At 52.0% G+C, this 23194-nt stretch carries 21 protein-coding genes and 1 riboswitch; of the genes, 9 read left to right on the top strand and 12 right to left on the bottom strand.

Features of this window, described 5'->3' with window-relative positions; all coding sequences use genetic code 11:
• The first annotated feature begins 335 nt into the window (after positions 1-335).
• The 4 genes from SE18_RS18440 to SE18_RS18455 all read left to right on the top strand — a co-directional run bounded on the left by SE18_RS18440 (position 336) and on the right by SE18_RS18455 (position 6390).
• Positions 336-1721 carry an MATE family efflux transporter gene (locus tag SE18_RS18440; RefSeq protein WP_054535916.1) on the top strand — a complete coding sequence of 462 codons (1386 nt, stop codon included), beginning with the start codon at positions 336-338 and terminating at the stop codon, positions 1719-1721.
• 410 nt (positions 1722-2131) lie between these two features.
• The gene (locus tag SE18_RS18445; RefSeq protein ID WP_054535917.1) at positions 2132-3871 is read left to right on the top strand and encodes a peptidoglycan D,D-transpeptidase FtsI family protein; all 1740 of its coding nucleotides are present in this window, start codon (positions 2132-2134) and stop codon (positions 3869-3871) included.
• A 21-nt stretch (positions 3872-3892) separates the two neighbouring features.
• Positions 3893-4975: a M20/M25/M40 family metallo-hydrolase gene (locus SE18_RS18450; protein ID WP_054535918.1), complete on the top strand. Its 1083-nt coding sequence runs from the start codon at positions 3893-3895 to the stop codon at positions 4973-4975.
• 71 nt (positions 4976-5046) lie between these two features.
• The gene (locus SE18_RS18455; protein ID WP_054535919.1) at positions 5047-6390 is read left to right on the top strand and encodes a S41 family peptidase; all 1344 of its coding nucleotides are present in this window, start codon (positions 5047-5049) and stop codon (positions 6388-6390) included.
• Here SE18_RS18455 and SE18_RS18460 read toward each other — a convergent pair.
• The 3 genes from SE18_RS18460 to SE18_RS18470 form a co-directional block, all read right to left on the bottom strand.
• Positions 6377-7570 carry an energy-coupling factor transporter transmembrane component T gene (locus SE18_RS18460; protein WP_054535920.1) on the bottom strand — a complete coding sequence of 398 codons (1194 nt, stop codon included), beginning with the start codon at positions 7568-7570 and terminating at the stop codon, positions 6377-6379. The genes SE18_RS18455 and SE18_RS18460 overlap by 14 nt on opposite strands.
• Positions 7567-8454 (bottom strand): hypothetical protein, encoded by an 888-nt coding sequence (locus SE18_RS18465; protein ID WP_054535921.1) that lies wholly within the window; start codon positions 8452-8454, stop codon positions 7567-7569. The genes SE18_RS18460 and SE18_RS18465 overlap by 4 nt, the downstream gene beginning before the upstream one ends.
• 250 nt (positions 8455-8704) lie before the next feature.
• The gene (locus tag SE18_RS18470) at positions 8705-9820 is read right to left on the bottom strand and encodes a prenyltransferase/squalene oxidase repeat-containing protein (protein WP_054535922.1); all 1116 of its coding nucleotides are present in this window, start codon (positions 9818-9820) and stop codon (positions 8705-8707) included.
• Positions 9821-9911: 91 nt separating this feature from the next.
• Positions 9912-10036, bottom strand: a riboswitch (cobalamin riboswitch).
• A gap of 173 nt (positions 10037-10209) precedes the next feature.
• On the opposite strand from SE18_RS18470, the gene pdxS reads away from it, so the two are divergent.
• Together pdxS and pdxT are read left to right on the top strand one after the other, a co-directional pair.
• Complete coding sequence (gene pdxS / locus SE18_RS18475) at positions 10210-11091, top strand: pyridoxal 5'-phosphate synthase lyase subunit PdxS (protein ID WP_054535923.1); 882 nt, start codon at positions 10210-10212, stop codon at positions 11089-11091.
• Between the two features lie 95 nt (positions 11092-11186).
• Positions 11187-11759 carry a pyridoxal 5'-phosphate synthase glutaminase subunit PdxT gene (gene pdxT, locus SE18_RS18480; protein WP_054535924.1) on the top strand — a complete coding sequence of 191 codons (573 nt, stop codon included), beginning with the start codon at positions 11187-11189 and terminating at the stop codon, positions 11757-11759.
• Between the two features lie 252 nt (positions 11760-12011).
• Here pdxT and SE18_RS18485 read toward each other — a convergent pair whose 3' ends face one another.
• The 6 genes from SE18_RS18485 to tyrS all read right to left on the bottom strand — a co-directional run bounded on the left by SE18_RS18485 (position 12012) and on the right by tyrS (position 16921).
• Positions 12012-12296, bottom strand: a complete 285-nt coding sequence (locus tag SE18_RS18485) for a DUF503 domain-containing protein (RefSeq protein WP_054535925.1) — start codon at positions 12294-12296, stop codon at positions 12012-12014.
• A gap of 16 nt (positions 12297-12312) precedes the next feature.
• Positions 12313-12954 (bottom strand): LON peptidase substrate-binding domain-containing protein, encoded by a 642-nt coding sequence (locus tag SE18_RS18490; protein WP_054535926.1) that lies wholly within the window; start codon positions 12952-12954, stop codon positions 12313-12315.
• 72 nt (positions 12955-13026) lie between these two features.
• Positions 13027-13800 (bottom strand): bifunctional ornithine acetyltransferase/N-acetylglutamate synthase, encoded by a 774-nt coding sequence (locus SE18_RS18495; RefSeq protein ID WP_054535927.1) that lies wholly within the window; start codon positions 13798-13800, stop codon positions 13027-13029.
• Positions 13801-13816: 16 nt separating this feature from the next.
• Positions 13817-15001: a class I SAM-dependent rRNA methyltransferase gene (locus SE18_RS18500; protein ID WP_054535928.1), complete on the bottom strand. Its 1185-nt coding sequence runs from the start codon at positions 14999-15001 to the stop codon at positions 13817-13819.
• A gap of 103 nt (positions 15002-15104) precedes the next feature.
• Complete coding sequence (locus SE18_RS18505; protein WP_054535929.1) at positions 15105-15686, bottom strand: uracil-DNA glycosylase family protein; 582 nt, start codon at positions 15684-15686, stop codon at positions 15105-15107.
• A 53-nt stretch (positions 15687-15739) separates the two neighbouring features.
• Entirely contained in the window at positions 15740-16921 is a 1182-nt protein-coding gene (gene tyrS, locus SE18_RS18510) for a tyrosine--tRNA ligase (RefSeq protein WP_152976685.1), read from the bottom strand.
• Positions 16922-17564: 643 nt separating this feature from the next.
• Between tyrS and SE18_RS18515 the strand changes: the two genes are divergently transcribed.
• Genes SE18_RS18515 through SE18_RS18525 form a run of 3 tightly spaced genes read left to right on the top strand, consistent with a single transcriptional unit; the run spans position 17565 to position 20760 of the window.
• Positions 17565-18041: a flavin reductase family protein gene (locus SE18_RS18515; protein ID WP_054535930.1), complete on the top strand. Its 477-nt coding sequence runs from the start codon at positions 17565-17567 to the stop codon at positions 18039-18041.
• A 14-nt stretch (positions 18042-18055) separates the two neighbouring features.
• On the top strand, positions 18056-19381 hold the full coding sequence (locus tag SE18_RS18520) for an alpha/beta hydrolase (RefSeq protein WP_054535931.1): 1326 nt from the start codon (positions 18056-18058) through the stop codon (positions 19379-19381).
• A 14-nt stretch (positions 19382-19395) separates the two neighbouring features.
• Positions 19396-20760, top strand: a complete 1365-nt coding sequence (locus SE18_RS18525; RefSeq protein WP_054535932.1) for a cyclic nucleotide-binding domain-containing protein — start codon at positions 19396-19398, stop codon at positions 20758-20760.
• On the opposite strand, the gene SE18_RS18530 is transcribed toward SE18_RS18525, so the two are convergent.
• From SE18_RS18530 to SE18_RS18540, 3 genes are all read right to left on the bottom strand, one after another.
• Positions 20746-21801 carry an STAS domain-containing protein gene (locus SE18_RS18530; protein WP_054535933.1) on the bottom strand — a complete coding sequence of 352 codons (1056 nt, stop codon included), beginning with the start codon at positions 21799-21801 and terminating at the stop codon, positions 20746-20748. The genes SE18_RS18525 and SE18_RS18530 overlap by 15 nt on opposite strands.
• 99 nt (positions 21802-21900) lie before the next feature.
• A complete protein-coding gene (locus SE18_RS18535; RefSeq protein WP_054535934.1) occupies positions 21901-22542 on the bottom strand; it encodes a M23 family metallopeptidase in 642 nt (213 codons plus the stop codon).
• Positions 22539-23177, bottom strand: a complete 639-nt coding sequence (locus tag SE18_RS18540) for a glucosaminidase domain-containing protein (RefSeq protein WP_054535935.1) — start codon at positions 23175-23177, stop codon at positions 22539-22541. Before SE18_RS18540 ends, SE18_RS18535 begins: the two co-directional genes overlap by 4 nt.
• Positions 23178-23194: the final 17 nt, after the last annotated feature.

Genomic DNA, 23194 nt, shown 5'->3' on the forward strand with positions numbered 1-23194 from the left:
TCTCATTTCCTCGTCCGTACATTTCACCCTTCATATTTTTGAATCTCTGCGCCGCTACGTTAGTAATTGATCCACTAAGGGCACGAAGCACGATTTTTTGCCACAGATTCACACAGATTTTTGGGATTATGTTCCTGCTCCCCGATAGCCATCAGCCAATAGCCATATGTTCTCTGCGCCGCTTCGTTAAAGGTTTGATCCCCGATCCCTGAACCCCAGCCCCTAATCCGTATGTTCTATGCTCTCTGTTCTATGTTCTTCTTTATCCTTCATACTTTCTATATCTTCTGCTATTATGCATATATCGACATATTGCATGAGGTAACGGACAAATCATGGCAATTCCAGTAGGCGCAACTCGGGGGCGCAGCAGCCAACGCAGCGCTGTATTAAAGTTGGGCTTGCCAGCAGTGGGCGAGCAATTATTGAGCTTGATGGTAGGCTTGGTTGATACCTATGTGGTAGGCCACTTGAGCCTTGAGGTCGCAACCGCCAATGGCTACGATCGCCAAGTTGCGTTGGCGGCAACTGGCATTTCGAGCCAAGTTACATGGACATTAATTACCTTTTTTATGGCGGTTGCTCTTGGCAGCACGGTGGTAATTGCGCGCTTCATTGGGGCTGGCGAGCGTGAACAAGCCAACCAAACCTTGCGCCAAGGCCTGATTATTGGGCTAGCAATGGGCTTGCTTGGGCTGTTTCTCGCCTACGCCTTTGCGCCGCAATTGATGGATTTGCTTGGCGCAAACGACCAAGTGCGACGTTATGGCGCTGGTTATTTGCGCATTTCTTCTTTATCAATGCCGCTGATGGCGATGCTCTATGTTGGCAATGCGGCCTTGCGTGGCTCGGGCGATACCCGCACGCCGCTCAAAGTGATGTTGGTGGTCAATGGCATTAATGCAGTTTTATCGTTGCTCTTGGTCAATGGCTACCTTGGTTTTCCAGCGCTCGGCATCAACGGCGCAGCTTTTGCGGCCATGAGCGGGCAAGGAGTTGGTGGCTTAATCGTCCTTGCAACCTTGATTCGCGGGCGCTCAGGCTTGCACCTCAATCAAATTCCACGGCCTAATCGCAATTTGATGTGGCGAATTTTACGCCAAGGCCTGCCGTATGGTGCTGAACAATTTATTTTTCAGGCAGCATTGTTGATTTTCATCCATTTGATCAACGATATTGGCACGGCGGCCTACGCTGCCCACAACACGATCATCACGATTGAGAGCATTTCGTTTTTGCCTGGCATGGGCATGGCGGTGGCGGCAACGACCTTGGTTGGCCAGCATATGGGCGCAAATCAGCCCCAAGCAGCCAGCGAAAGTGGCTTCGAGGCTTTTCGTCTAGGCGCAATCTTTATGAGCGCAATTGGCTTGCTGTTTGTGATTGCGCCAGAAGTGTTTCTGCGCTTTTTTGTGGCCGACGAAGAAGTTGTACGTTTGGCGGCCTTGCCCTTGCGCATGGTTGGTTTTGCCCAGCCAGCCTTGGCGGCCAATTTCATCTTCAGCGGCAGTTTGCGCGGCGGCGGCGAGCCAAAATGGCCTTTGATTAGCAAAATGCTGAGCGTTTGGTGCGTGCGCTTGCCCTTGGCTTGGCTCTTGGTCAAACACTTTGATCTTGGCTTGAATGGTATTTGGCTGGCGATGTGTACCGATTTTGCGGTGCAGGGAACCTTGGCTTGGTGGCGCTTCCGCCAAGGCAAATGGCAAAGTGCCAAAGTCTAGCAAAGGATGAAGTATGAAGGCTGAGGGATGAAGCGTAAGAACATAGAACAGAGAGCATAGAGCAAAGGCAAAAGGCAGAAATCAAAAGGCAAAATGAGAGCAGGGAAAAGAGAAGTTGGGGATTGGGGATTGGAGGTCAGGGGCTTGGCTTTGGGTTCGCAGCAGAAAGATAAAAAATCTGTGTAATCTGTGGCGAAAAAACGTAGCCTTCGCGTTCTTGGTGGAGCAAACCTTTAACGCAGCGGCGCAGAGGGATATTAGGTGGATTCCAATAGCCAATAGCCAAATCCGGCTTTTGTTTTTGCCTTCTGCTTTTTGCCTTTGCTACTGCCTTTTCATCCTGCTTTCATTGCGGCTGATCCATTTAGCTTTATAATGGAACTACGTTTTGGTTACAGGAGAGCGGTCGCATGCAGCGTTTCTTGAAATCAGTAGCTGGGTTAATCGCGGTTGGCTTGATCATCTATGGCATGGTGCCGTGGTCAAAAGAAGAGCATTGGCTGCCATGTTTGTGGGCTGCCACGTTGCTTGGTGGTTTTGCAATTTGGCCGATTCGCACCCAACGTGCCACCGGAATTTATACTGCAACCCAAAACTTAGCCTTGTTTATGATCATTGGCTTTACGATGTTGACGCTGCAATTGCTGCGGACGCAAGTTATTCGTGCCGATGAAATTTATAATCGGGTCGTGGCTGAGGACGATGGCAATGTTACCAGCAATATTCGGCTTGTGCGTAGCACCAACCGAATTAAGCGCGGGGCGATTTTCGATTCGCAAGGCGTGACCTTGGCCGAAAATGTGATCGTTTCGGATAATCGCTCCTATCGTACCTATCCAATTGCCAATCAGTACGATATGCGGGCGTTTGGCCATACTTTGGGCTACGTCAGCAGCATCTATGGCTTGTATGGCTTGGAAAGTAGCTATAACGAATATTTGGCTGGTGGCAAGGGCAATAGCTGGCAAAATTTGCAAAATCAGCTGTTTAGCCGTCCCCGCGAAGGCAATAACGTGCAGCTCACCATCAACGCCCAACTGCAAGATCGCGCCTTCAAGGCGCTCGATGGGCGGGTTGGCTCGGTCGTGGTGATCGACGTAAAAACCGGCGCAATTCGGGCCATGGTTAGCACGCCTAGCTTTGATCCATCGCAATTGACCTTACGGCTTGATGCAGAAGATTATGCTGCCGAAAGCGATCGGGTGGTTAATTATTGGAACTCGTTGATTAGCGATGAATCACGGCCCTTGGTGTTTCGCTCAACTCAAGGCCAATATCCACCAGGCTCGACCTTCAAAACGGTCACAGCGATTGGGGTTTTGAATAATCCCGATGTTGGCAAGCCTGAGGAAATTACCTGCCCGAACGAATTGTTCCCGCAAGAGGGCGTCAGCGTGCCAGTGGTCAATGCTGTTGACGACGAGGCTGGCTATATTGCCCAGAAATATGGCCAAAAGTTTGGGCTTGATGGCGTGTATGCCTTCTCGTGCAACACCGCCTTTGCTCAATATGGCATTCGCTTGCAAAGCGAGGGCCGCAATTTGCTTGAAGATCAAGCGCGGCGCTTCCATATTTACCCCGCCGATGAATTGCCTGACACTGGCGATCTGACCGACTTGCCATCAGCGCCAAGCCAACTCTATGGCGGCGAAGATGGCGATGATTGGTGGAGCCAGCCAGTGGCAATTGCTGATACCGCTTATGGCCAAGGCCGCTTGTTGGTTACGCCGCTCGAAATGGCGATGATCACGCAAGCCATTGGCAATAACGGCGATATGATGAAGCCCTATTTGGTCGAACGGGTGACTACGCCCCAAGGCAGCGAATTGTATCAAGCCCGCCCGCGCAAAATCGGCGATCCAATGAGCGTCGAAGTTTCGCAGCGGATTCGGGTTTCGATGAAAGCTGTGATTGAACAAGGCTGGTCGGGTGCAACAGTGGCAGGCGTACCAGGCTATAGCGTTGGCGGCAAATCGGGCACTGCCGAAAATCCGCTTGGCGCACCGCACGCTTGGTTTATTTCGTTGGCTCCGCTCGACGATCCCAAATATGCGGTGGCGGTGATGGTTGAGAATGGTGGCGAAGGCACCAGTGTTGGCGGCTCGTTGGCAGGCATTGTCATGACCGCAGCGCTGGAAATCAATCCATAAGCGTTTTTTGAAGGATTTTTCATGGCTATCAATCAAGAGCGGCTGCTCGATACGTTTTTTACTTTGGTTCGAATCGATAATCCATCTGGTGGCGAAGCCGCCATGGCCGCGCATTTGATCGAGCGCTGCCAAGCATTGGGCTTAAGTTGCGAGCAAGATGCAATTGGCAATGTGATTGCCCGTTTGGCCGGGGCTGGCGCTCCGTTATTGCTGAATGCCCACATGGATAGCGTTGCGCCCTGTCATGGCAAAGAGCCAGTTTTGCGCGATGGCAATATCTATAGCGCTGGCGATACAGTGCTTGGAGCCGATGATTTGGCTGGTGTGAGCGCCTTTTTGGAAGGTGTGCAAGCTGTGATTGAATCGGGCAAGCAGCATCGCGCCATCGAATTAGTTTTTACGGTACAAGAAGAAACTGGTTTGTATGGGGCGCGTGCGCTCGATTATAGCCAGCTACAAGCGAAACAAGGCTTGGCCTTTGATTTAAATGGCGATGTTGGCGCGATCTGTGTTGGTTCGCCAGCCCACGATTCGTTTACCGCCACGATCACTGGGGTTTCGGCCCACGCTGGTGTTGCTCCCGAAAAAGGCATTAGCGCAATTGAAGTTGCGGCGCATGCGATTGCCGCCATGCCTTTAGGCCGACTCGACGATGAAACAACCGCCAATATTGGCTCGATTCAGGGCGGCAAGGCCAACAATATCGTGCCTGATTTGGTGATAGTCAAAGGCGAGGCTCGTTCGCGCAACCAAGCAAAGCTCGATGCTCAATGGCAAACCATGCGCAATGCCTTGGAGCAAGCAGCAGCCAAATTTGGCGCAACGGTTGAAATTGAACATAAACAACATTATGGCCCAAGCGTGCTAGCCCCCGATGCTGAAATTGTCCAATTGCTCAATCAAGCAATTCGGGCGATTGGGCTTGAGCCTTCGTTGGTGGTAACTGGTGGTGGCAGCGATGTTAGCATTATCAGCAACAATGGCATCGAAACTGCCAATTTGGCGATTGGCTACGAAAATATTCACTCAGTCGATGAGTTTATTCCGGTTGTGCAATTGCAACGGGCAGCTCAAATCGTCGAACAAATGCTCTTGATGATCTAAATCGATCGTTTTTCAGGAAGCCGCTGTGCTGCTTGCGGGCAGGTTACGGCGGCTTTCATTTAGGGGTGGTTATGCGTTATCGTTGGTTGCTTTTGCTCCTTGTCTTGCTCGCTGGTTGTACGCCCCAATTGCCTTGGGCGGCCACCCCGACTGCGCCACCAACATTAACCGCTACTCCGGCTCCTGTGGCCGTGGCAACCGCAACCCTTGCGCCAAGCCCAACTGCAATGCCAGCAGTTGAGCCAAGCTCAACACCTGAAGTTACGCCAATAACCCCAACTCCCGCCCCAACGATGACTGCCGATCAACGCTTGACCTTGTTCAACGATGTTTGGCAAACTGTCAACGAGCATTATCTGTATCCTGATTTTAATGGCGTGGATTGGGCCGCAGTGCGCAGCGAAATTGAGCCGCAAGTGCAAGCAGCGCCCGATGATGAAACGCTGTATACGATTCTCGAAGGCATGGTTGGCAAGCTCAACGATCAACATTCGCGCTTTGCCCGCCCAGTTGAGGCGGTGCAGGAAGATGCAGTCGCCAGTGGCACCGATAGCTATGTTGGGATTGGCGTGCTGACCATTCACGAAGAAAGCGCGGCCTTTATCACTTTGGTTTTTCCCGACAGCCCAGCCCAAGCAGCTGGCTTGATGCGCGGCGATCGGATTACCGCTGTCGAAGGCCAACCCTTTACCAGTTCCGACCAAATTCGCGGCCCCGATGGCAGCCAAGTGCGCTTGACAGTGCAAACGCCGCAATCTGACCCGCGTGAGTTGGTGGTTACGCGCAAGCCTGTGATTGGCAAAATTACGCCAGCAGGCCGCCGTTTGCCCAACGCCCCAACCGTCGGCTATTTGCTGATTCCAAGCTTGTGGGCCGACGATATGCATACCCAAGTGGTCAGCGAATTAAACGAATTGCTGGCGGCGGATCAGCCCCTCGAAGGCCTGATTTTGGATCTCCGATCCAATGGTGGTGGCTGGCGCAGCGTGCTGGAAGGCATTTTGGGCCAATTTGTTAGCGGCGAGGTTGGCAATTTCTATAGTCAAGATAATTTGTATCCATTAACGATTAAGCCTGGCGCGTTGTATGGGCTGTTGCGCGACGTGCCGCTAGCCGTATTGATCGATAAAGATAGCGCTTCGTATGCTGAAGTACTGGCGGGAACGCTGCAATTTAATGGTGCCTTGGTGCTTGGTCAAGCCAGCCAAGGCAACACTGAAACAATTTTTCAATATAATTTTGATGATGGCTCGCGCTTGTGGGTAGCGCAAGAGGGCTTCAAATTGCCCGATGGACGCAATTTTGAAACCAGCGGCGTGCAGCCAAACATTGTGATCGAAGAAGATTGGACCAAATACACGATTCCCAATGATCCGGCTATTTTGCAAGCGATTGTTTCGTTTAGCGAGCGCTAGGTTTAAACAGGAGTGGCGCTAACAAAGCCAAAATTGCAATTGCCACGATTGGCTCGAAGGGTGGCCACGTCACTTTGGGGTAAATTTTATACAGCATGGCGATGCCTGAACGGCGTGCGAGCCAAAAGCCAAGTGGCGCAACAGCCGCCAGAAGCGTGATCAGCGTCGCTTGGCGGTTCCAGCGCTCACGGCGATAACTGCTACGTACAATCAGCCGATTAGCTTGCCACCAATAACTCAGCATGGCAAGCAAACCGAGCGCCAAACCAAGCCAACCAAGCAATGCTGCCGCACTGCCAGTGCGATAGAAGAATAAAGCCCAAACTCCAGCGCAGACCAAGAGCACACCAGCTAAGCCCAGCCATGTCCAGCCAGAAGCGATTTTGCCGCGTTGGGTGCGGCCAAAACCACGGGCTTCCATGGCCTCGGCTAAAGTCAGCGATTGCTCCAAACCGCCGCTGAGTAAGGGCACGAATAAGGGCAAGGCATCGCGCCACGAACGAAAGCGATGACCACGCAAACGCTGGGCATCGCGAATTGCTCGTAGCCGTAGCAAGGTTTGGGGAATAAAGGCCAAGCCAATTGTCAAGACCAAGCCCAGTTGAAAAAAGCCTTGGGGCGTGCGGCGCAACAGCCGATAATGATTGACACAGGCGTTGAAGGTGCCAACAACGAGCAACAATGTCCATAAACGCAGCCCGCGCACTGCTCCGCTGACCAATTGCTCAGCAGTAATCAATCCGCCTAGTTGAATGCCCCCAAGCAATTGCGGCAAGCGCCAACTTGGCAATTCAAACAACACAGTTTGGCCGCGCAGCATGCTCGCGGTAATCACACTAAACAATAGATTAAAGCCAAACAGCACGCCCCCAAGTTGCAGCATCACCCGCACAACCGCTTGAAACGGACTATCCAAGGCACAGCTTTGCCAAATTAATAAGCTTACTGCGCCAATTAAGCCCAAATACAATGGCTGATCGGTTTGGCTGATGCAGGCTAATGCTGCAATTAGCCAAGCGACCCATGCCAAGCTATGGCCGCCTTCCCATGGGCGGGCGATGCGGCGTTGGCGTTGGCTGGCTTGGCTCGACCATTCGCTGTTGGTTGCTGCTGGCGCTGTTTTTTGGGTTAATGCCTCACGAGCACGACCAGCTGCTGGTTGATAAACGTCGCTGCTCATCGTTTGCTTTGGCGCTTCCAGATGCCAGCGCCAGCTAAGGCCAGCACAATCAGCCCAAACATAAGATAATTGACGATGTTTGAGCCGCCGCTGCTTGGCTCAGGGCTGGGCGTGCTAACCACGCTGTTGGTAGCTGTTGGCGCACTAGTTGCGGTTGCTTGCTCAGTTGGCGCAACTGTTGGGCTAGCAACATTGGTTGCGCTTGGCTCTGTTTGGGTTGCTAGCGGCGTAGTTGCGGCGCTAGTTGGGCTGAGTGTAATCGTTGGACTGTCCGCAACCAGCGTTGGAGCGACTGTATTAGTAGCTGGAATCGCTGTTGGCTCGTTGGTAGCTGTGGCTGGAATTTCGGTTGCTGGAATGGCGGTTGGCGGTTCGGTGGTTGCGACTGGTGCTGCTTGGGCGGCACAAACCTCGCCCCAACTAATCACTGGTGGCGTAGAGCCACGTTCGACGCTGCCGCCACCCCATGCCCAGCCTTCGACTGCGCCATCGCGCACTTTGGACGAGCCAGCACCGAGCTTCGAATATTGCCACACGCCGTCGATCAAATGGCTATAGGCCCAGTAGGTGCAATCGCCGCCTTGGCATTTGCAGGCACACGATTCATTGGGGTAATCGCAGCCCACGCTATCGATTGAGCAAACCATCGCGCCCATTGAGGAGCCTTCGGCCACCACATTAAAACCTGCTGCCAGCAAGGCATCGTAGCCGCTGATCGATTCTTGATCAAAGCCAACGCAGCGCGCATCGACCGCGCCAGAGGCATATTGCACCACCACCGCAGCGTGATATTGATGCCCATCACCTTGGGCGGCAATCGATTGAGCTAAATTGCCAAGCAACAGCATGGCGAGGGCAACTATTACTACCAACAAACGACGCATGAGATTTGCTTCCTATTTTGATCAATAACTGTTTGAGAACCCCTCACCTGTGGCGTGGGGAGTACCCTTTTCGTGCTTACATTCGCTGGCCGAACTTTAAGATCTAAGTTCATTCACCTACAGCTGCGAGTCAAAAATTGCCCTTGAGGGGGTGCAGGGGGATTAAAGCCCCCTGCGTTTCCCGCTGGCGGGACGGAAGGGTGGAAAACAAATCTATGAATGAAAAACCACCCTTAGCCAAGCAACATACTTAAGCGACGCGGCGCAAGCCCAACCCAGCCACAATACAGACCAACCCAAAGCCAACTACAACTGACCACAATGGCAACGAAGGTGCGCCAGTGTCAGGCAAGGTAATTGGGGTATTTGGCTTTGGTGTAGCGGTTACAACTGGCGTGTTTGGCATTGGGGTGCTTGGCACGGCGGTTGGTTGCGGTGCAGTTGCCAAAACGCTCAGTGGATAGGTGACAAAGAACAAGGCTGGCGTAGCTTGGTAGGTTGCAAAGGCATTGTCGTCTGGGGTTGCTGCATCGTAGCGGAACGCGCCACTGGCATTTTGTAAGCTCAACAAGGCGCTCAATGGATTGCCATTTGCGTTGGCCCAAGGCGCAATGGTTGGGTTGCCGCCAGTTGCCACAATCGCTTGAATGACCAAGGCGGTTGAGTTGGCATCGGTGGCGCTGCCATAGCTCGAATTTTTGGCGTAGGGAAAGCCGCCATCGTTATTTTGCTGGGTTTGCAAGTAGGCCACAGCTTTGCTGACGCTTTCGCTCTTACCTTGACCAACTGCAACCAAGGCTTGGATGACCAAGGCCGTAGTGTTGGTATCGCCTGCATCAGCACTGATATCGCCGCTGAACGACCATGAGCCGTCGGCGATTTGCACCGAATTCAAGGTGTTGATCGCTTTGGTTTCAACTGGCGCACCAGCTGCGTTCAAGGCCAACAAAGCCAAGGCGTGGGTGGTTACATCGCCACCATACATGCCACTATCTGCTTTGTAGCTGCCAGTGACGGCGGCTACCAAATCGACTCCGCCAACTGAGCGGGGGTTGGAGCCCAGCAACAATTCGGCCAACACAAACTTGGCTGCAACTCCAGGTTTGGCGGCGATAGCGCTGGCGTTCTTTTCGACGAAGCTTTGAACATTGGTGTCAACTTTCAAGCCGCTGGCCTTCAAGGCATAGACTGCATCGGCGGTTTCGCCCAAGCCAAAGCCAGGGAAGCTACCATCGGCCTGCGCTTGGCTGACGATCCATGCTGCTGCTTTTGCACCTTCGGTTGGTGCTTGAGCTGTTGCCGGAAGCGCCACAAACACTGCCATTAATACCAATAACCAGCGATGGATAGCTGCTCGTCGGAGCATAGCGATCTCCTTAATCAAAAAAACCTTAGCCAAGTTGGCTAAGGAACAGATAACAACGCGTTGGTTGTGCTTGTGCCAACGCAAGCCAACCTAGAAAATCAACTATTCAATGGGTATTCGGGCTTAGCCAAAGGCTTACCGTAGCGTGGACTGCACCGGATTTGCACCGGATTTCCCCCAACTGTTTGCACAACATTTGAATAGCAATTTATGATTGATTGCGCTGATCGTACCATAGGCTACCTTGTGCCGTCAAAATTGGCGCTTATGGGCAATTGTCCACCTTTGTCCCCCCGTAATGTTGATCGATTGTCATGAGTATGCATGGTACAATAGCGGCTGTCTAATCACATGACAGCTAAAATTATCAATCCACCAGAGGAATTGCAATGGAAACTTCAACCTTTACTACCAAAGTCGGCTTGGCCCAAATGCTCAAGGGCGGCGTGATTATGGATGTGGTTACGCCTGACCAAGCCAAAATTGCTGAAGAAGCTGGCGCAGTTGCCGTCATGGCGCTCGAACGGGTTCCTGCCGATATTCGTAAAGATGGCGGCGTTGCACGCATGAGCGATCCCGAAATGATTCAAGGGATTATTGAAGCAGTAACCATTCCGGTGATGGCAAAATCGCGGATTGGTCACTTTGTTGAAGCGCAAATCCTCGAAGCCATTGGGGTTGATTACATTGACGAGAGCGAAGTGCTCACGCCTGCTGATGAAGAAAATCATACCAACAAACATAATTTTAAAGTGCCATTTGTCTGTGGCGCCCGCAATTTGGGCGAAGCGCTACGCCGCATCACCGAAGGCGCGGCCATGATTCGCACCAAAGGCGAAGCTGGTACTGGCAACGTCGTTGAAGCTGTGCGTCACGCTCGCACGATGTTTGCCGAAATTCGCCGCTTGCAAACCCTCAATCCTGATGAGTTGTTTGTAGCCGCCAAAAACTTGCAAGCTCCCTACGAATTGGTTAAGCAAATTGCCGAATTAGGCCGCTTGCCAGTCGTCAATTTTGCTGCTGGTGGCATCGCCACTCCAGCCGATGCAGCTTTGATGATGCAGTTGGGCGTTGATGGCGTGTTCGTTGGCTCAGGTATTTTCAAATCGGGCAACCCAGCCAAACGTGCCAAAGCAATCGTTGAGGCCACCACCCACTTCCGCGATGCAAAGCTGTTGGCTGAAATTAGCCGCAACTTGGGCGAAGCCATGGTCGGGATCAATATCGATACGATTCCTGCGAACGAGTTGCTGGCCCAACGCGGTTGGTAATTACATAAAATCAAAAGGCAGAAGGCAAAAGGCAAAGCAGCATTCATGCACGCCGATTGCCTTCTGTTTTTTTATATTCAAAAAGGAATACAGCGATGAAGATTGGAGTTTTGGCGCTGCAAGGCGCGTTTATTGAGCATGAGCAGATCTTGCAAGGCTTGGGCGTTGAAACGATGCAAGTGCGTTTGCCCGAACAATTAGCCCAAGTCGAGCGCTTGATTATTCCTGGTGGCGAGAGCACAGCGATTGGTAAATTGCTGGTGCGCTTCGATTTGCTAGAGCCAATTCAGCAACGAGCAGCCGAAGGCATGCCAATTTGGGGCACCTGCGCTGGCATGATTTTGCTAGCCAAGGAAATTGCCGAAGGTCGGGCTGAAGGCCAGCCAGCGCTTGGCTTGATGGATATTACTGCGCGGCGCAATGCCTTTGGTCGCCAAGTTGATAGTTTTGAAACCAACTTGAACGTGCCAGCTCTCGGCGCAGAACCGTTTCACGCGGTGTTTATCCGCGCTCCGCAGATCGATAATGTTGGCGCTGAGGTCGAAACCCTTGCCAGCCTAGAGGATGGCCGAATTGTGGCGGCGCGCCAAGCCAAACTCTTGGCCACCGCCTTTCATCCCGAATTAACTGGCGATGCCCGTTTTCATGAATTGTTCTTGGGCTTGTAAGTAGTTTCCTATGGCGGTGAGCCAACAATTGTGCTTGGTTGCTAAGGTCAGGCATAAAGAAACATAACAGCAATCCCAAAACCAAATATGAGGGGGTGCAGGGGGATTAAAGCCCCCTGCGTCTCCCGCCTTGAGGCGGGACGGAAGGGTGGTGATCAATATGCTGTTAACAACCTACTCTCGAAAGAGCTAAAAACCCTGCATCTCCCACCTCAAGGCGGGAAAATTAATATTGAAAAATCGATCCAAGAGCTACAACAACTCGCGCTCAATATCCACAATACTCACATCAGGCCGATTATTCTCAATCCAACGAATAATTGCATCGATTTGGCCTTCGAGATAGCGGGTTTCGCTGCCAATACAAGCAACGCCAATCACGCCGCGTTGCCAACGATCGTGCTCATCGACTTCGGCGACTGAAGCATTGAATTCGTTGCGCAAGCGCGTAATGACCGATTTAAGCACACTGCGTTTTTCTTTGAGCGAATGCACGGCGGGGATGAAGAGTTCAAGGCGAACACTAGCAATTAACATAAGCGTTGCGTGGCACTTAATTCCACGAAGTGTTTTCAAAAGGTGGTTCACGATCCAACTGGTCGGGCGGAATGGTGGGCAAGAGTTCTAGCTCAAATTGGAGCGCTTCGATCAGCTCATCAATTCGTTGATCAAGCTCTGATTCGAGCCAATGTTGTTTAATTGGCAAGCTCATTTGCATCGAATCGGCCAGCATATAACTTAATGCAACCGGATCGCTGGGCAAATCAATCGTTGTTGAGCGCATGCCAGTCGCTGCAGCAACGGTGCGATGGTATTGCGAATATAGTTCGGTTAATGCTGCTGCTTGATGGCGCTCGTTGACCTCATCATCAAGCATCGTGACCATGGCAACCATATACGGGTCAACGCTGAGTGGGTAGTTGATGCGGAAGCGTTGGCGGCCTTCGGTGACGATGTATATGCGGCCATCGGCCAAGCGATAGGCGCTTTGAATTTCGGCAGTTGTGCCAATGATATGCGGCACTGACGAGCCACCAACCTCAACCCCTTCGCGAATCAGCACCACCCCAAAGGGTTTGCTTTCCTCAAGGCAACGGCTAATCATGGTGCGATAGCGCGGCTCGAAAATATGCAGCGGCAATTGTGCCCCAGGAAACAACACCACGTTTAACGGAAACAAAGGTAATCGTTGCATAAGCGCTCTCATCTGCCACAGCTATGGCCTTGGCGTTAATTGTACCATGGTCATAGCTGTGAAACCACTGCGCTAACGAATTTGTTCACTCAAATGGGCAATTAATCCCGCTAAACCAGCATACCATTCGCCATAGGCTGCTTGGTTGCTGCTGGTTGGCGCTAAACTGGCGCTAGGATTGGCCAAAATCAGCACCGCAGCTTGATCGAGGTCTGGGTAGTCTTCGAGCAGCTGAAGCATTGCCCGATTCAGCAAGCGGGTTGAGAGCTTGGCATTGGTTGTGATCAGCCAGCGTGGTGCATCGCCACTGCTTGCCAAGCCCCCAATATTTGCACTCGTGCCGTCGCTCGCTTCGACTTCGACTGCTGCTTGGGCCGTGGGATGTGGCTCTTGGGCCAAGGCCAGCGCTAAGCGGCGCCCGCCCTTGCTATCAAGCTCATCAAGCCCGCGTGGCACTCCGCGCCGCAGCAAATCCATGTCGAATTGGCCAGCAGCGCCAGCTGCCAACAACACCACTTGCTCCGGTTTGATCCATGCTTCTTCGGCCAGCAAGTTTGCCAACTCGTGACAATTGTGGACGGCACTGGCTCCGCGCCCGCCATCAACGCCAGTCAAAAGCAGCACTGCCCGCACATCCTCGGCGTTACGCCGCAAGTTGGCGGTCGTCCAAGCGCCAGTGATGCCGCTGGTTGCGCCAAAATGGCCAGTTGCTGTACAACCAGTTTTGCTAATTAACAACCCAAGGTCACGATCACGGCTGGTCGTTTTCAGGCCGCAGTGAATGCCTGTTACCCGAAAGCCAGCAGGCGTTGTGATCGAGCCTTCATTGAGCAAACGATACGCCATTGCAAATCCTCAACGGCTACCAGACTCGGCAGATTAATCCCTTGAGATAGGCCGCTTCTGGGAAGGTCAATAAGACAGGGTGATCACCGCCTTGGGTGAGGGTTTCGATAATTTGGGCATCGCGGCCAGCATCCAAGGCTGCGCCAAACACGACTTTTTGAAAGAGATCGGCGCTAATCAGCCCCGAACATGAGAAGGTTGCCAACACGCCACCTGGCCGCAATAGGTGAAAGGCTTGCATATTAATATCTTTGTAGCCACGCGTCGCGCGATCGATTTGGCTTTGCGAGTGGGCAAACTTTGGTGGATCAAGCACAATCAGATCGTATTGCTTGCCTTCTTCCCGCAGTTGGCGCAAAATCTTAAAGGCATCGCCTTCGACTGCATTAACTGGCGTGTGCAAGCCATTTTGGGCTAAGTTGGTGTGTAAGCCACGCAAGGCTGCCGCCGAGCTATCAACCGCCGTGATTGACGTCGCGCCTGCCCCTGCTGCCAGCACCTCAAAACCGCCAGTGTACGAGAAAACCCCCAGTACATCAGCATCTTTGGCATATTGAGCAACCCGCATGCGATTGACCCGTTGATCAACGTACCAGCCAGTTTTTTGGCCGCCAGCCAAATCGAGCACAAATTCGTAGCCATTTTCGCGAATCGTCAATTGATCAGGTGGTGCTTCGCCCCACAGCAAGCCTTCGGCCTCGCCCAAGCCTTCGCGCGCCCGAATTTCAACGTCGGAGCGTTCGTAAATGCCGCGCACGGGCATTAATTCGGCCAAAGCTTCAACGATTGTGGCAGTATGGGCAACCGCGCCTTGAGTGAGCAATTGCACAACCAGCCAATCTGCAAAGCGATCAACGATTAAGCCAGGCAAGCCATCGCTCTCGCTAAAAATCACCCGATAGGCGTTGGTTTGGGGATCGTTGTGCAACTGTTCGCGGCCTTTGATCGCGCGCTCGATCCGTTGGCGAATAAAACTGGGGTCAAGCTCCTCGTCACGTTGCCACGTCCACAAACGGGCAATCATTTGCGAGTGAGTGCTGGCAGTACCCCGCGCCAGCCACACACCCTCGGAGCTAACAATATCGACGGTTTCGCCAGGATGCACCGGCCCAGAGCGGCGGGCAACTGCCCCGCTAAAAACCCATGGGTGGCGTTGGCGAATTGATTTATCACGATCAGGTTTGAGAATAAACCGTAACATACCTTTTGCTCGCTTTAAGGCTAGGCCAAAACCTAGCAAGTTTAGTGAAAAGGGAGAAATTTCGCGATTCTGAAATTCTCTGGAGAGAGTATAACCCAGTTTGCTACTCTTCCAACAGGGCTGACAAAACGCGAGCAAAAACGTGGGCTTCTTCTTTGCTAATCGTTTCCAGATCGATCATTGGCAGCAGAATTCGTTGATCGACGGGCAATGGCTGAGCATGCATCGATTCAACATTGCCTGGCACATGGCCAAACAATTTGGCGCACATCAGTCTGGTTGGGGCTTCGCCAACGGTCACGATAATCCGTGGATTGACCAGCACGATTTCGCGCCAAAGATAGGCAACGCAATTCGAGGTTTCGATCATGGTTGGCGGGCTATCGGCGTGGGTGCTACAGCGCACCATATAGGTCAAATAGGCTCCAACTAAGCGTGGTTCTTCGTGCTCTGGGTCTGAGGCCGTGCGCAGCCGCAAGGCGCGTAACAGCACTTGCAAACGCTGGCCCGCCACGGTGCGCGTCCATGGCACGCCAGTTTGGTTGGCTCCCAAACTTTCGGGAACCTCGCCTACAAACATCACTTTGGCCTTGGCATCGCCATAGCCATGCACAATGCAATTACGTTCTTGAACTCTGCGCCAACATTTAAAACAAGCGGTCGCCAACGGAAATGGTTGATCCATAAGCCTTTTGCTGTGACGAGCCAAAACCCGCCACAGCACCCTCGCATCTAGCGCTAATTGCTGAGCAATTTCACAAATTTGCGCCGCCCAACTTGTAAAATCTGTTCGCCAACTGGTTGAACGAGGCTATCGTAGCCGCTGATTTTCTCGCCTGCTAAGCGCACGCCACCACCATCGATGAGGCGGCGAGCCTCGCCTTTGCTGGCTGCAAGTTTAGTTGCGACCAACAAATCGATAATGTTGGTAGCTTCTGCAAGCTGAACTTCAGGCATGTCGCTGGGCAAATCGCGTTGCTGAAACACGCGCACAAATTCTGCTTCAGCTTCGGCGGCGGCGGCTTCGCCATCGAGCTGGCGAATAATATCGCGGGCCAGTTGCATTTTGAGGTCGCGGGGATTGACGCTGCCAGCTTTGATTGCTTCAGCCATCGCCTTAACCTCAGCAATTGGCGTATCGCTCCAGACTTCGTAATAGACTGGCAAAACATCGTCGCCCATCGACATGATTTTGCCATATTTATCCTTGGGCGACATCAAAATATCAACCGAGTTGTTGAAGCTTTTGCTCATTTTGCGGCCATCAGTACCGATGATCAAGGGTACGAGAATCACATCTTGCGGTTCCATGCCCATTTGTTCCATCAATTGTCGCCCTGCCAAAATGTTGAATTTTTGGTCAGTCCCGCCAAATTCAATATCAGGCTTGATCGCAATTGAATCGTAGGCTTGCAACATTGGGTACATCAACTCAAGCACGGTTAGTTGTTGGCCAGCTTCATAGCGCTTGCGAAAGGTTTCGTGGGCCAGCATTTGGTTAACCGTAAAACGCCCAATTAAGCCAAAAGCTTTTTCAAGGTCGAATTGGCCAAACCATTCGCTTTGCCAGCGCACCTCGGTTTTGGCTGGATCAATCACTTTAAACACTTGATCCATGTAATATTCGGCGTTGCTGCGGGTTTCTGCGACGGTCAAACGTGGGCGGCTTTCGTCGCGGCCTGTTGGGTCGCCAATTTGGGCCGTCCAGTCGCCAACAATCAACACCACGGTATGGCCAAGCTCTTGAAATTGGCGCATTTTGCGCAAGGCCACTGCATGGCCAATATGAATATCGCTGCGAGTGGGATCGATGCCCAATTTGAGCCGCAGCTGCTTGCCTTTATTCAATTTGCGCCGAACGTTGGCCTCAACAATCACTTCGCTAACGCCACGCGATAACATTTCATCAATCGTCAACATGAAGTTTTAGACTCCTAACTCAGCAAGGGGAGCACCAGGCAGCCATCGGGAGCCAAATCCCGCAACGCTGTTGGAGCACATAAAGCTGCAATTCTAGCAGCGATAATAGCATAGAGGCCTAGCACGGGGCAAATAGCAGGCAAAGAGCATAGAACATAGAACATAGAACATAGAGCATAGAGCATAGGGATCGGGGATCAGCGATTAGTCTGTAGGCTGTAGGCTATGGGAAGATAATCAAAAAATCTGGGCAGTCTGTGGCTAAAAATAATGCTTCGGGCAATTCGGACAATTCGTGGCTAAAAAGATTGCTTCGTGTTCTTCGCGTTCTGCGCGGTTGCAATCCTTCGTGGCTCAAATATTTAACGCAGCGGCGCAGAGAATCCAGGGCTATGGGAAGATAATCAAAAAATCTGTGCAATCTGTGGCTAAAAATAATGCTTCGGGCAATTCGGGCAATTTGTGGCGAAAAAGATTGCTTCGTGTTCTTCGCGGTTTCAATCCTTCGTATTCTTCGTGGCCTTCGTGGATCACTTCTTCGGGCTAAAACCGATCCCCGAACCCCAACGTCCGATCCCCAACCTTGCATTGCCCTTTGAACCTCGTTACAATACCCGCAGCATTGTGTAAGAGGAATAGCTCGATGACGCTTGATCCTGCTTTGTTTCGGCAAGCGATGAGTCGTTTTGCCAGTGGCGTGACCGTGATTACAACGCTGGTCGATGGCAAGCCCTATGGTTTGACGGTTAGCGCATTTGCTTCGCTATCGTTAGATCCAGCCTTGGCACTTATTTCAATTGATAATCGTTCGCCGATGCGCGATTTGTTGGTTCAGGCCCAGGCATTTGCGATTAATATTTTGAGCAGCGATCAAGAAGCCTTGTCGCGCCACTTTGCTGGCCCACAGAAACACGATTGGTCGGAGATTGTCGCTGGGGCAGGCCATGGCATTGCACCGTTGCTCGATGGAGCATTAGCTAACCTCGAATGCAAACTGTATCAGGCAGTTGAGGGCGGCGATCATACCATTTTTATTGGCCAAATTGAGCATGTGACCCTGCGCGATGGTTCGCCGTTGCTCTATTATCGTGGTGCCTATCACGATCTTGTTCAGCGTTGAAGCGAGCACGCAGTATGTGGTTGACGTTAATGTTGTTTGTGGTTGGGTTGGGTTTGGCGTTTGGCTTGGGCTTTATGGTTGGGCGCCAGCGCTCCATTCCCCAGCCAACGCTGCCAGAAGCCACACCGTTGGTCAATTTTGAGTTTAAAATCCCTGCCGATACCGCCCCAGGCGATCAGTTATATCTGACTGGTTCGTTTAATCAGTGGCGGCCTAATGATCCGACTTATGTGCTTTCGCGCAGCGCCGATATTGCCTATGGTGCTTGGCCGTTTACCCATGGCTTGCAGCTTGAGTTTAAATTAACTCGTGGCTCATGGCAGAACGTCGAGAAAGCGCTTGATGGCAGCGAAATTCCCAATCGACGGGGCATTGCTGCCAGTGGTGCGCAGGTCAAAGGCTCGGTTGCCGCGTGGGCCGATCGCCAACGCGACCCTGCCAAAATCTACGATGAGCGGGTTGAACGAGTCGATTTGTTCAGCAACGCCTTGGGTATTACACGCACGTTTTATATTTATGTGCCGCTTGAAGCGCGCAGCGATGAAAACTTACGGGTTCCTAGCTTGTATCTCTTTCGTGGCCACGAACGCGAATGGATTAACAAAAACGAGGATGGCACACGTGGCGGTAATCGCAATGTGCTTGATGTTTATGAGGAATTGCGTTGTCAAAATCGGATTGGCCCGATGGTTTTGGTTTTTCCAGGCATGACCAACGCCAACGATGCGGTGCATAGCTTGGGCATTAATCTCCATGCTCCAGAACTCGCCGCTGACCCAACGCTTGGCAGTGGGCGTTTTGAAGATTTTATTTATCGCGATTTGATTCCCTACGTTGAAACCCATTATCCGGTGCTGTTTGGCGGCGCTCATCGTTCGCTCGATGGCTTTTCGTTGGGCGGCTTTATCAGCGTCAACCAAGCCTTGCGCCACCCCAACGAGTGGGCTTCGGTCGGGGCGTATGATGGTCTGTTCTTTTGGGATGACCCTGAGAATGCAGAAATTATCGCTGCCCGCGATAGTGTTTTCGAGCGCAGTTTATTCGATGCCAACTTTGGTGTGCCTCGCGATCACACCTTTGCAGCGCAACATAATCCATTAACCTTGCTGCGAATTGATGGCGCGCAGGCTTCAAAATTGCAGTGGCTCATTGAATATGGGCCTGAATCAGCAGAGCCGAATGTTAATTATTACCGTGGTGCGCGGCTCGACGAGCTGTTGCGCGAAGTTGGGGCCCACAATCGGCTCAGCGGTGTTGTGCCAAACGCCAATCACTCATGGCAAATGGCCGATGAACATATGCGGCGCAGTTTGCCCTATCACTACCAACAAACCCAATAATCGAGGCTACGACTATGGCTCCTCTTGCACTCAATCTCCAAATTGATGCCTTGCGTAGCCTGCCCAATTTGACCGAATTACCCATCAACGAAGCCACCATTTTGGCGCGAATTGGGATTTTTCGGGCCTTTGCTGCAGGCGACACAATTCCGATTGCCCGTTTACGCAGCAGCCAATGCTATGTGATTTTGAGTGGCTTGGCCGATACGGTGATTCTTGATCGCGATGGCGAGCCAATTTCAATTGGCAAGTTGGCCGAAGGCGATTTTTTTGGCAATAGCATCTTTTTTAGCTCGCACTCGCTGCTGTATGCGGTTCAAGCCCAAAGCCAAATTTTCGCTTTGCAATGGTCAATTGAGCGCTTACACGAAAAAAAGCAACATTTGCCAGTCTTCATGCGCTTGATCGAAGCTAGCTATATGCAGCGCCGCGCGATTAGTGCGCTCAGTAGAGTGCCGTTATTCAGCCATGTCAGCGTTGAGGAACGTATTTTATTGGCGGCCCAACTCACGCGCCAAGAGTTTGGCCGCAACACGGTTATTTTCGAGCAAGGCTCGGCTGGTAAAGCGCTCTATTTGATCGAACAAGGCCAAATTGCGGTTGAGCAGAATGGCATGATCGTGGCAACGCTCAGCGATGGCGATTTTTTTGGCGAGATGGCGCTGCTCTCGGCAACGCCACATAATGCAACCTTACGCTGTTTAACTCCAACCCGCTGCTTACAACTGCCTGGCGCTGTTTTTGCCGAGCAAGTAGCCCAACATCCGTCGCTGGAGGAGGCAGTGCGCCGCGTTATCGACGAGCGCATGCACCACTCAGAGCGGGTGCGCGGCGACCAAACCCGCCAACATTTGATCAAGGTTGCGGTGCGCTATGGTATGTTTCGTGGCTCGCATGTCTTGGTGCGTCAGCCAGCCCAATGCCCGCCCGATTGTCGCATTTGCGAGCAGGCTTGTGCCGAGCGCTTCGGCCAAACCCGCATGCATCTGAATGCTGCCAAACTGGAAGAATGGGATATTACCCAGAGTTGTCGTCAATGTCGCGTTGGTGCAGAGTGTGTTGAGGCCTGCCCCGAAAATGCGATTCAGTGGGATGATAATGGCGCGCTGCGGATTACCGATGCCTGTACTGGCTGCAATGACTGTGTTGAGGCCTGTCCCTACGATGCTGTCGAATCGCAGACGATCTACTTGCAAAACCAGCATGGCCCGTTATGGCAGCTCTGGCAGCGCATGCAAAAGCAATCGGTGCCGCGCCAACCAAAAACCGTCGCCAGCAAATGCGATTTGTGCGCTGGCTATGATGATCGGGCCTGTTTGAGCCAATGTCCAACTGGCTCGTTGCAATTAATCTCAGTTGAAGAACTATTTCCGTTTTGATGTTGGCGCTAAAACCTCTTGAATCAATTGCTCTAGCTGGCCAGTTTTGCCAAAAATGCCCAAATCGATGTCGGTAAAGACCAATTGCTGCACAATTTCGCTGGTCATACCTGTAACCCGCACATCGCAGCCCAAGAGTTTAATTGCCGCCAACAAATCGCCAAAGGCAGGCAAAACGCTGGCATCAGGCAATAAAGCCCCAGTCATATCGAGAATTAAGTGTTGTGCGCGCAATTGATAAATCTGTTGCAACACCGCATCGTGAATATGGCTAATTCGTTGTTGATCGAGCATGCCCGTAATTGGCAGCAAAATCGCGTTATGGCTCAGGCGAATAATTGGTGCTTCGAGCAGCTGAATTTGATTGAGCAAGTTTTCTTGGCGTTGGGCCAGCGCTTGGAGTTGGCTATTACCAGCTTGTAACGATTGGTTGGCTTGGGCTAATTCTCCTTGTTGGTTGGTAATCAAGGCAGTGTGTTCGGCCAGCATTTTTTGGCTACGCTGGTCAGCCAGGCCAATTACAACCATCATCGAGGTCAGAATCAAAAACACGACCACTAAGATAATGAGTTTGAGCAACAAGGTTGCTTGAGGCAAAATCAGCGGAATCGCAATCACGCCATAGATTTCAAGCAGTGGAAACGTAATCATTGCTGTCAGCGTTACCACACTGACAATCATCACCGCTTTTAAGTCGCGCAGAACCAGCATAGTCAAGGTTGGCCAAATTAGATAGAGCGTCCACGTCAGGCCTGATAATTCAGCACCTCGCGCATCAGTCAACACAATCACCCCAACCATGAGCAGAAAATTGAGCACCACTAGTTGGCTAATATAGCGTGATTTGCGCAGAAAATATAAGGCGGCGGTAATACTTGCGACTAAGCTCAAGCCCAAAAAGACTGAAGCCCGTTCCTGCGGAATTTCGACTAAAAACCAAGCAGCAATGCCAATCAAGCTAATCATGATCGCTTGCGAAATGATTAAAATTCGAATCCGCTCGACTAACGAATGCTGTGGTGCAGGCGATGCTAGAGCCATAGGGCCTCATTGCGCTAGAGTAGACTGTTGAATACAGAAAAGCATGAATTATCAGCGACAATTCATGCTTTTCGTTAGCCTATTTTAGCACTAAACTGCTTAGGGCAATGGGTGGAAATTGAGGGGATTTTGGTTTACCCCATTATGCCAAATTTGATAATCAAGGTGTGGGCCGCTCGATGATCCCGTTGAGCCAATGGTGCCGATGATTGTGCCGCGTTCGACATAATCGCCATCCTTGACCTTGAACTCAGCAAGGTGGGCATAGCCAGTTTTGTATTCGTTGCCAATGACCCAAACGTGGTTGCCTGCTGGCCACGAATCGGCAGTTACATCGATATAGCCGCTCATGGTGGCGCGAACTGGTGCGCCGACTGAGCCAGCTGGATCAGCCGCACCATCGCCATCGCCATCAACCGCTAGATCGATTGCGCCCCAAACTTCCGCAGGAGCGTGCGAGCCAACCCCGTAGCCTTGAGTCATCACGACCCGATTGCCAGCCACCGGATTGCCCCATGGCTGATCGCTGGAGATATTGGGCGGGGCAACTAAGGTATCGCCTTGGCCAACCTGAATCGCCGCGCCAGACAAGCCAGCGACGTTGGTTGTTTCGCCACGCCAAGCGCTAATTGTGGGAGTTGCAGGACGATTGACTAACAAAAAGAGCACCACAATCAAGCCAAGCGCAACGGCCCCACGTTTATAATTACTACTGTTATCGCTCAAATCATACCAATTCATGAACCTGCTGCTCTCCATGAGTTGACCAATGTGCGCACCGTTTCGACATAGTTATTGGTGTCGTTTTCAACTGGGGGCGCATACACTGGAATAATTGCTTGAATTGTCGTTAGTTGCCATTCGTCGATATATAAATTGCGAATCAGTTTGTACCAATCTTCGATCCCTGCTTCCCAACTTGGATACTTGCGGTAGCCTTGATAGTCTTCGTAGCCAGGCGTTGTGCGAATGTTGCCAATCGACATGGTGACGGTGGCAACCCCACGGGTTCCGGCGGTCGATTCGTGAATGAAGAAGGCTAAGCAGTAGGCTGGGTCGATGCCATATTTGATACCCATATCATATATCACTTGACCCTTGCCGGTTGCTGGAGAATCGTAAGAAGCGAGCACTTGATCGATTTTGGCAGCAGAGATTGTTGGCACGCCGATAATACTATCGCCATCGAGTGCCCCGAACGAGCCAGAAAGATTGCCGCTGGCTGATTGGGCTGGTTGGCCTGGGGCGCTCATCGAGCTATAAAAGGCATTGCTGCGCCCCCGAAACTGCACGATCATCCAAACCAAGGCAGCCGCCAGCGCAATCAAAAAGAGGGTGCGTCGTCGCGAAGAAAAATCATCAAAACCATATAACATGGATGGGTTCTCCTGGC

Origin of the sequence: Herpetosiphon geysericola (genome assembly GCF_001306135.1) — a bacterium.
In the GTDB taxonomy this organism is placed as follows: Bacteria; Chloroflexota; Chloroflexia; order Chloroflexales; family Herpetosiphonaceae; genus Herpetosiphon; species Herpetosiphon geysericola.

Coding starts and splice junctions, on each gene's coding strand:
- SE18_RS18440 (WP_054535916.1), top strand. CDS start 336: ATGGCAATTCCAGTAGGCGCAACTCGGGGGCGCAGCAGCCAACGCAGC.
- SE18_RS18445 (WP_054535917.1), top strand. CDS start 2,132: ATGCAGCGTTTCTTGAAATCAGTAGCTGGGTTAATCGCGGTTGGCTTG.
- SE18_RS18450 (WP_054535918.1), top strand. CDS start 3,893: ATGGCTATCAATCAAGAGCGGCTGCTCGATACGTTTTTTACTTTGGTT.
- SE18_RS18455 (WP_054535919.1), top strand. CDS start 5,047: ATGCGTTATCGTTGGTTGCTTTTGCTCCTTGTCTTGCTCGCTGGTTGT.
- SE18_RS18460 (WP_054535920.1), bottom strand. CDS start 7,570: ATGAGCAGCGACGTTTATCAACCAGCAGCTGGTCGTGCTCGTGAGGCA.
- SE18_RS18465 (WP_054535921.1), bottom strand. CDS start 8,454: ATGCGTCGTTTGTTGGTAGTAATAGTTGCCCTCGCCATGCTGTTGCTT.
- SE18_RS18470 (WP_054535922.1), bottom strand. CDS start 9,820: ATGCTCCGACGAGCAGCTATCCATCGCTGGTTATTGGTATTAATGGCA.
- pdxS (WP_054535923.1), top strand. CDS start 10,210: ATGGAAACTTCAACCTTTACTACCAAAGTCGGCTTGGCCCAAATGCTC.
- pdxT (WP_054535924.1), top strand. CDS start 11,187: ATGAAGATTGGAGTTTTGGCGCTGCAAGGCGCGTTTATTGAGCATGAG.
- SE18_RS18485 (WP_054535925.1), bottom strand. CDS start 12,296: ATGTTAATTGCTAGTGTTCGCCTTGAACTCTTCATCCCCGCCGTGCAT.
- SE18_RS18490 (WP_054535926.1), bottom strand. CDS start 12,954: ATGCAACGATTACCTTTGTTTCCGTTAAACGTGGTGTTGTTTCCTGGG.
- SE18_RS18495 (WP_054535927.1), bottom strand. CDS start 13,800: ATGGCGTATCGTTTGCTCAATGAAGGCTCGATCACAACGCCTGCTGGC.
- SE18_RS18500 (WP_054535928.1), bottom strand. CDS start 15,001: ATGTTACGGTTTATTCTCAAACCTGATCGTGATAAATCAATTCGCCAA.
- SE18_RS18505 (WP_054535929.1), bottom strand. CDS start 15,686: ATGGATCAACCATTTCCGTTGGCGACCGCTTGTTTTAAATGTTGGCGC.
- tyrS (WP_152976685.1), bottom strand. CDS start 16,921: ATGTTGACGATTGATGAAATGTTATCGCGTGGCGTTAGCGAAGTGATT.
- SE18_RS18515 (WP_054535930.1), top strand. CDS start 17,565: ATGACGCTTGATCCTGCTTTGTTTCGGCAAGCGATGAGTCGTTTTGCC.
- SE18_RS18520 (WP_054535931.1), top strand. CDS start 18,056: ATGTGGTTGACGTTAATGTTGTTTGTGGTTGGGTTGGGTTTGGCGTTT.
- SE18_RS18525 (WP_054535932.1), top strand. CDS start 19,396: ATGGCTCCTCTTGCACTCAATCTCCAAATTGATGCCTTGCGTAGCCTG.
- SE18_RS18530 (WP_054535933.1), bottom strand. CDS start 21,801: ATGGCTCTAGCATCGCCTGCACCACAGCATTCGTTAGTCGAGCGGATT.
- SE18_RS18535 (WP_054535934.1), bottom strand. CDS start 22,542: ATGAATTGGTATGATTTGAGCGATAACAGTAGTAATTATAAACGTGGG.
- SE18_RS18540 (WP_054535935.1), bottom strand. CDS start 23,177: ATGTTATATGGTTTTGATGATTTTTCTTCGCGACGACGCACCCTCTTT.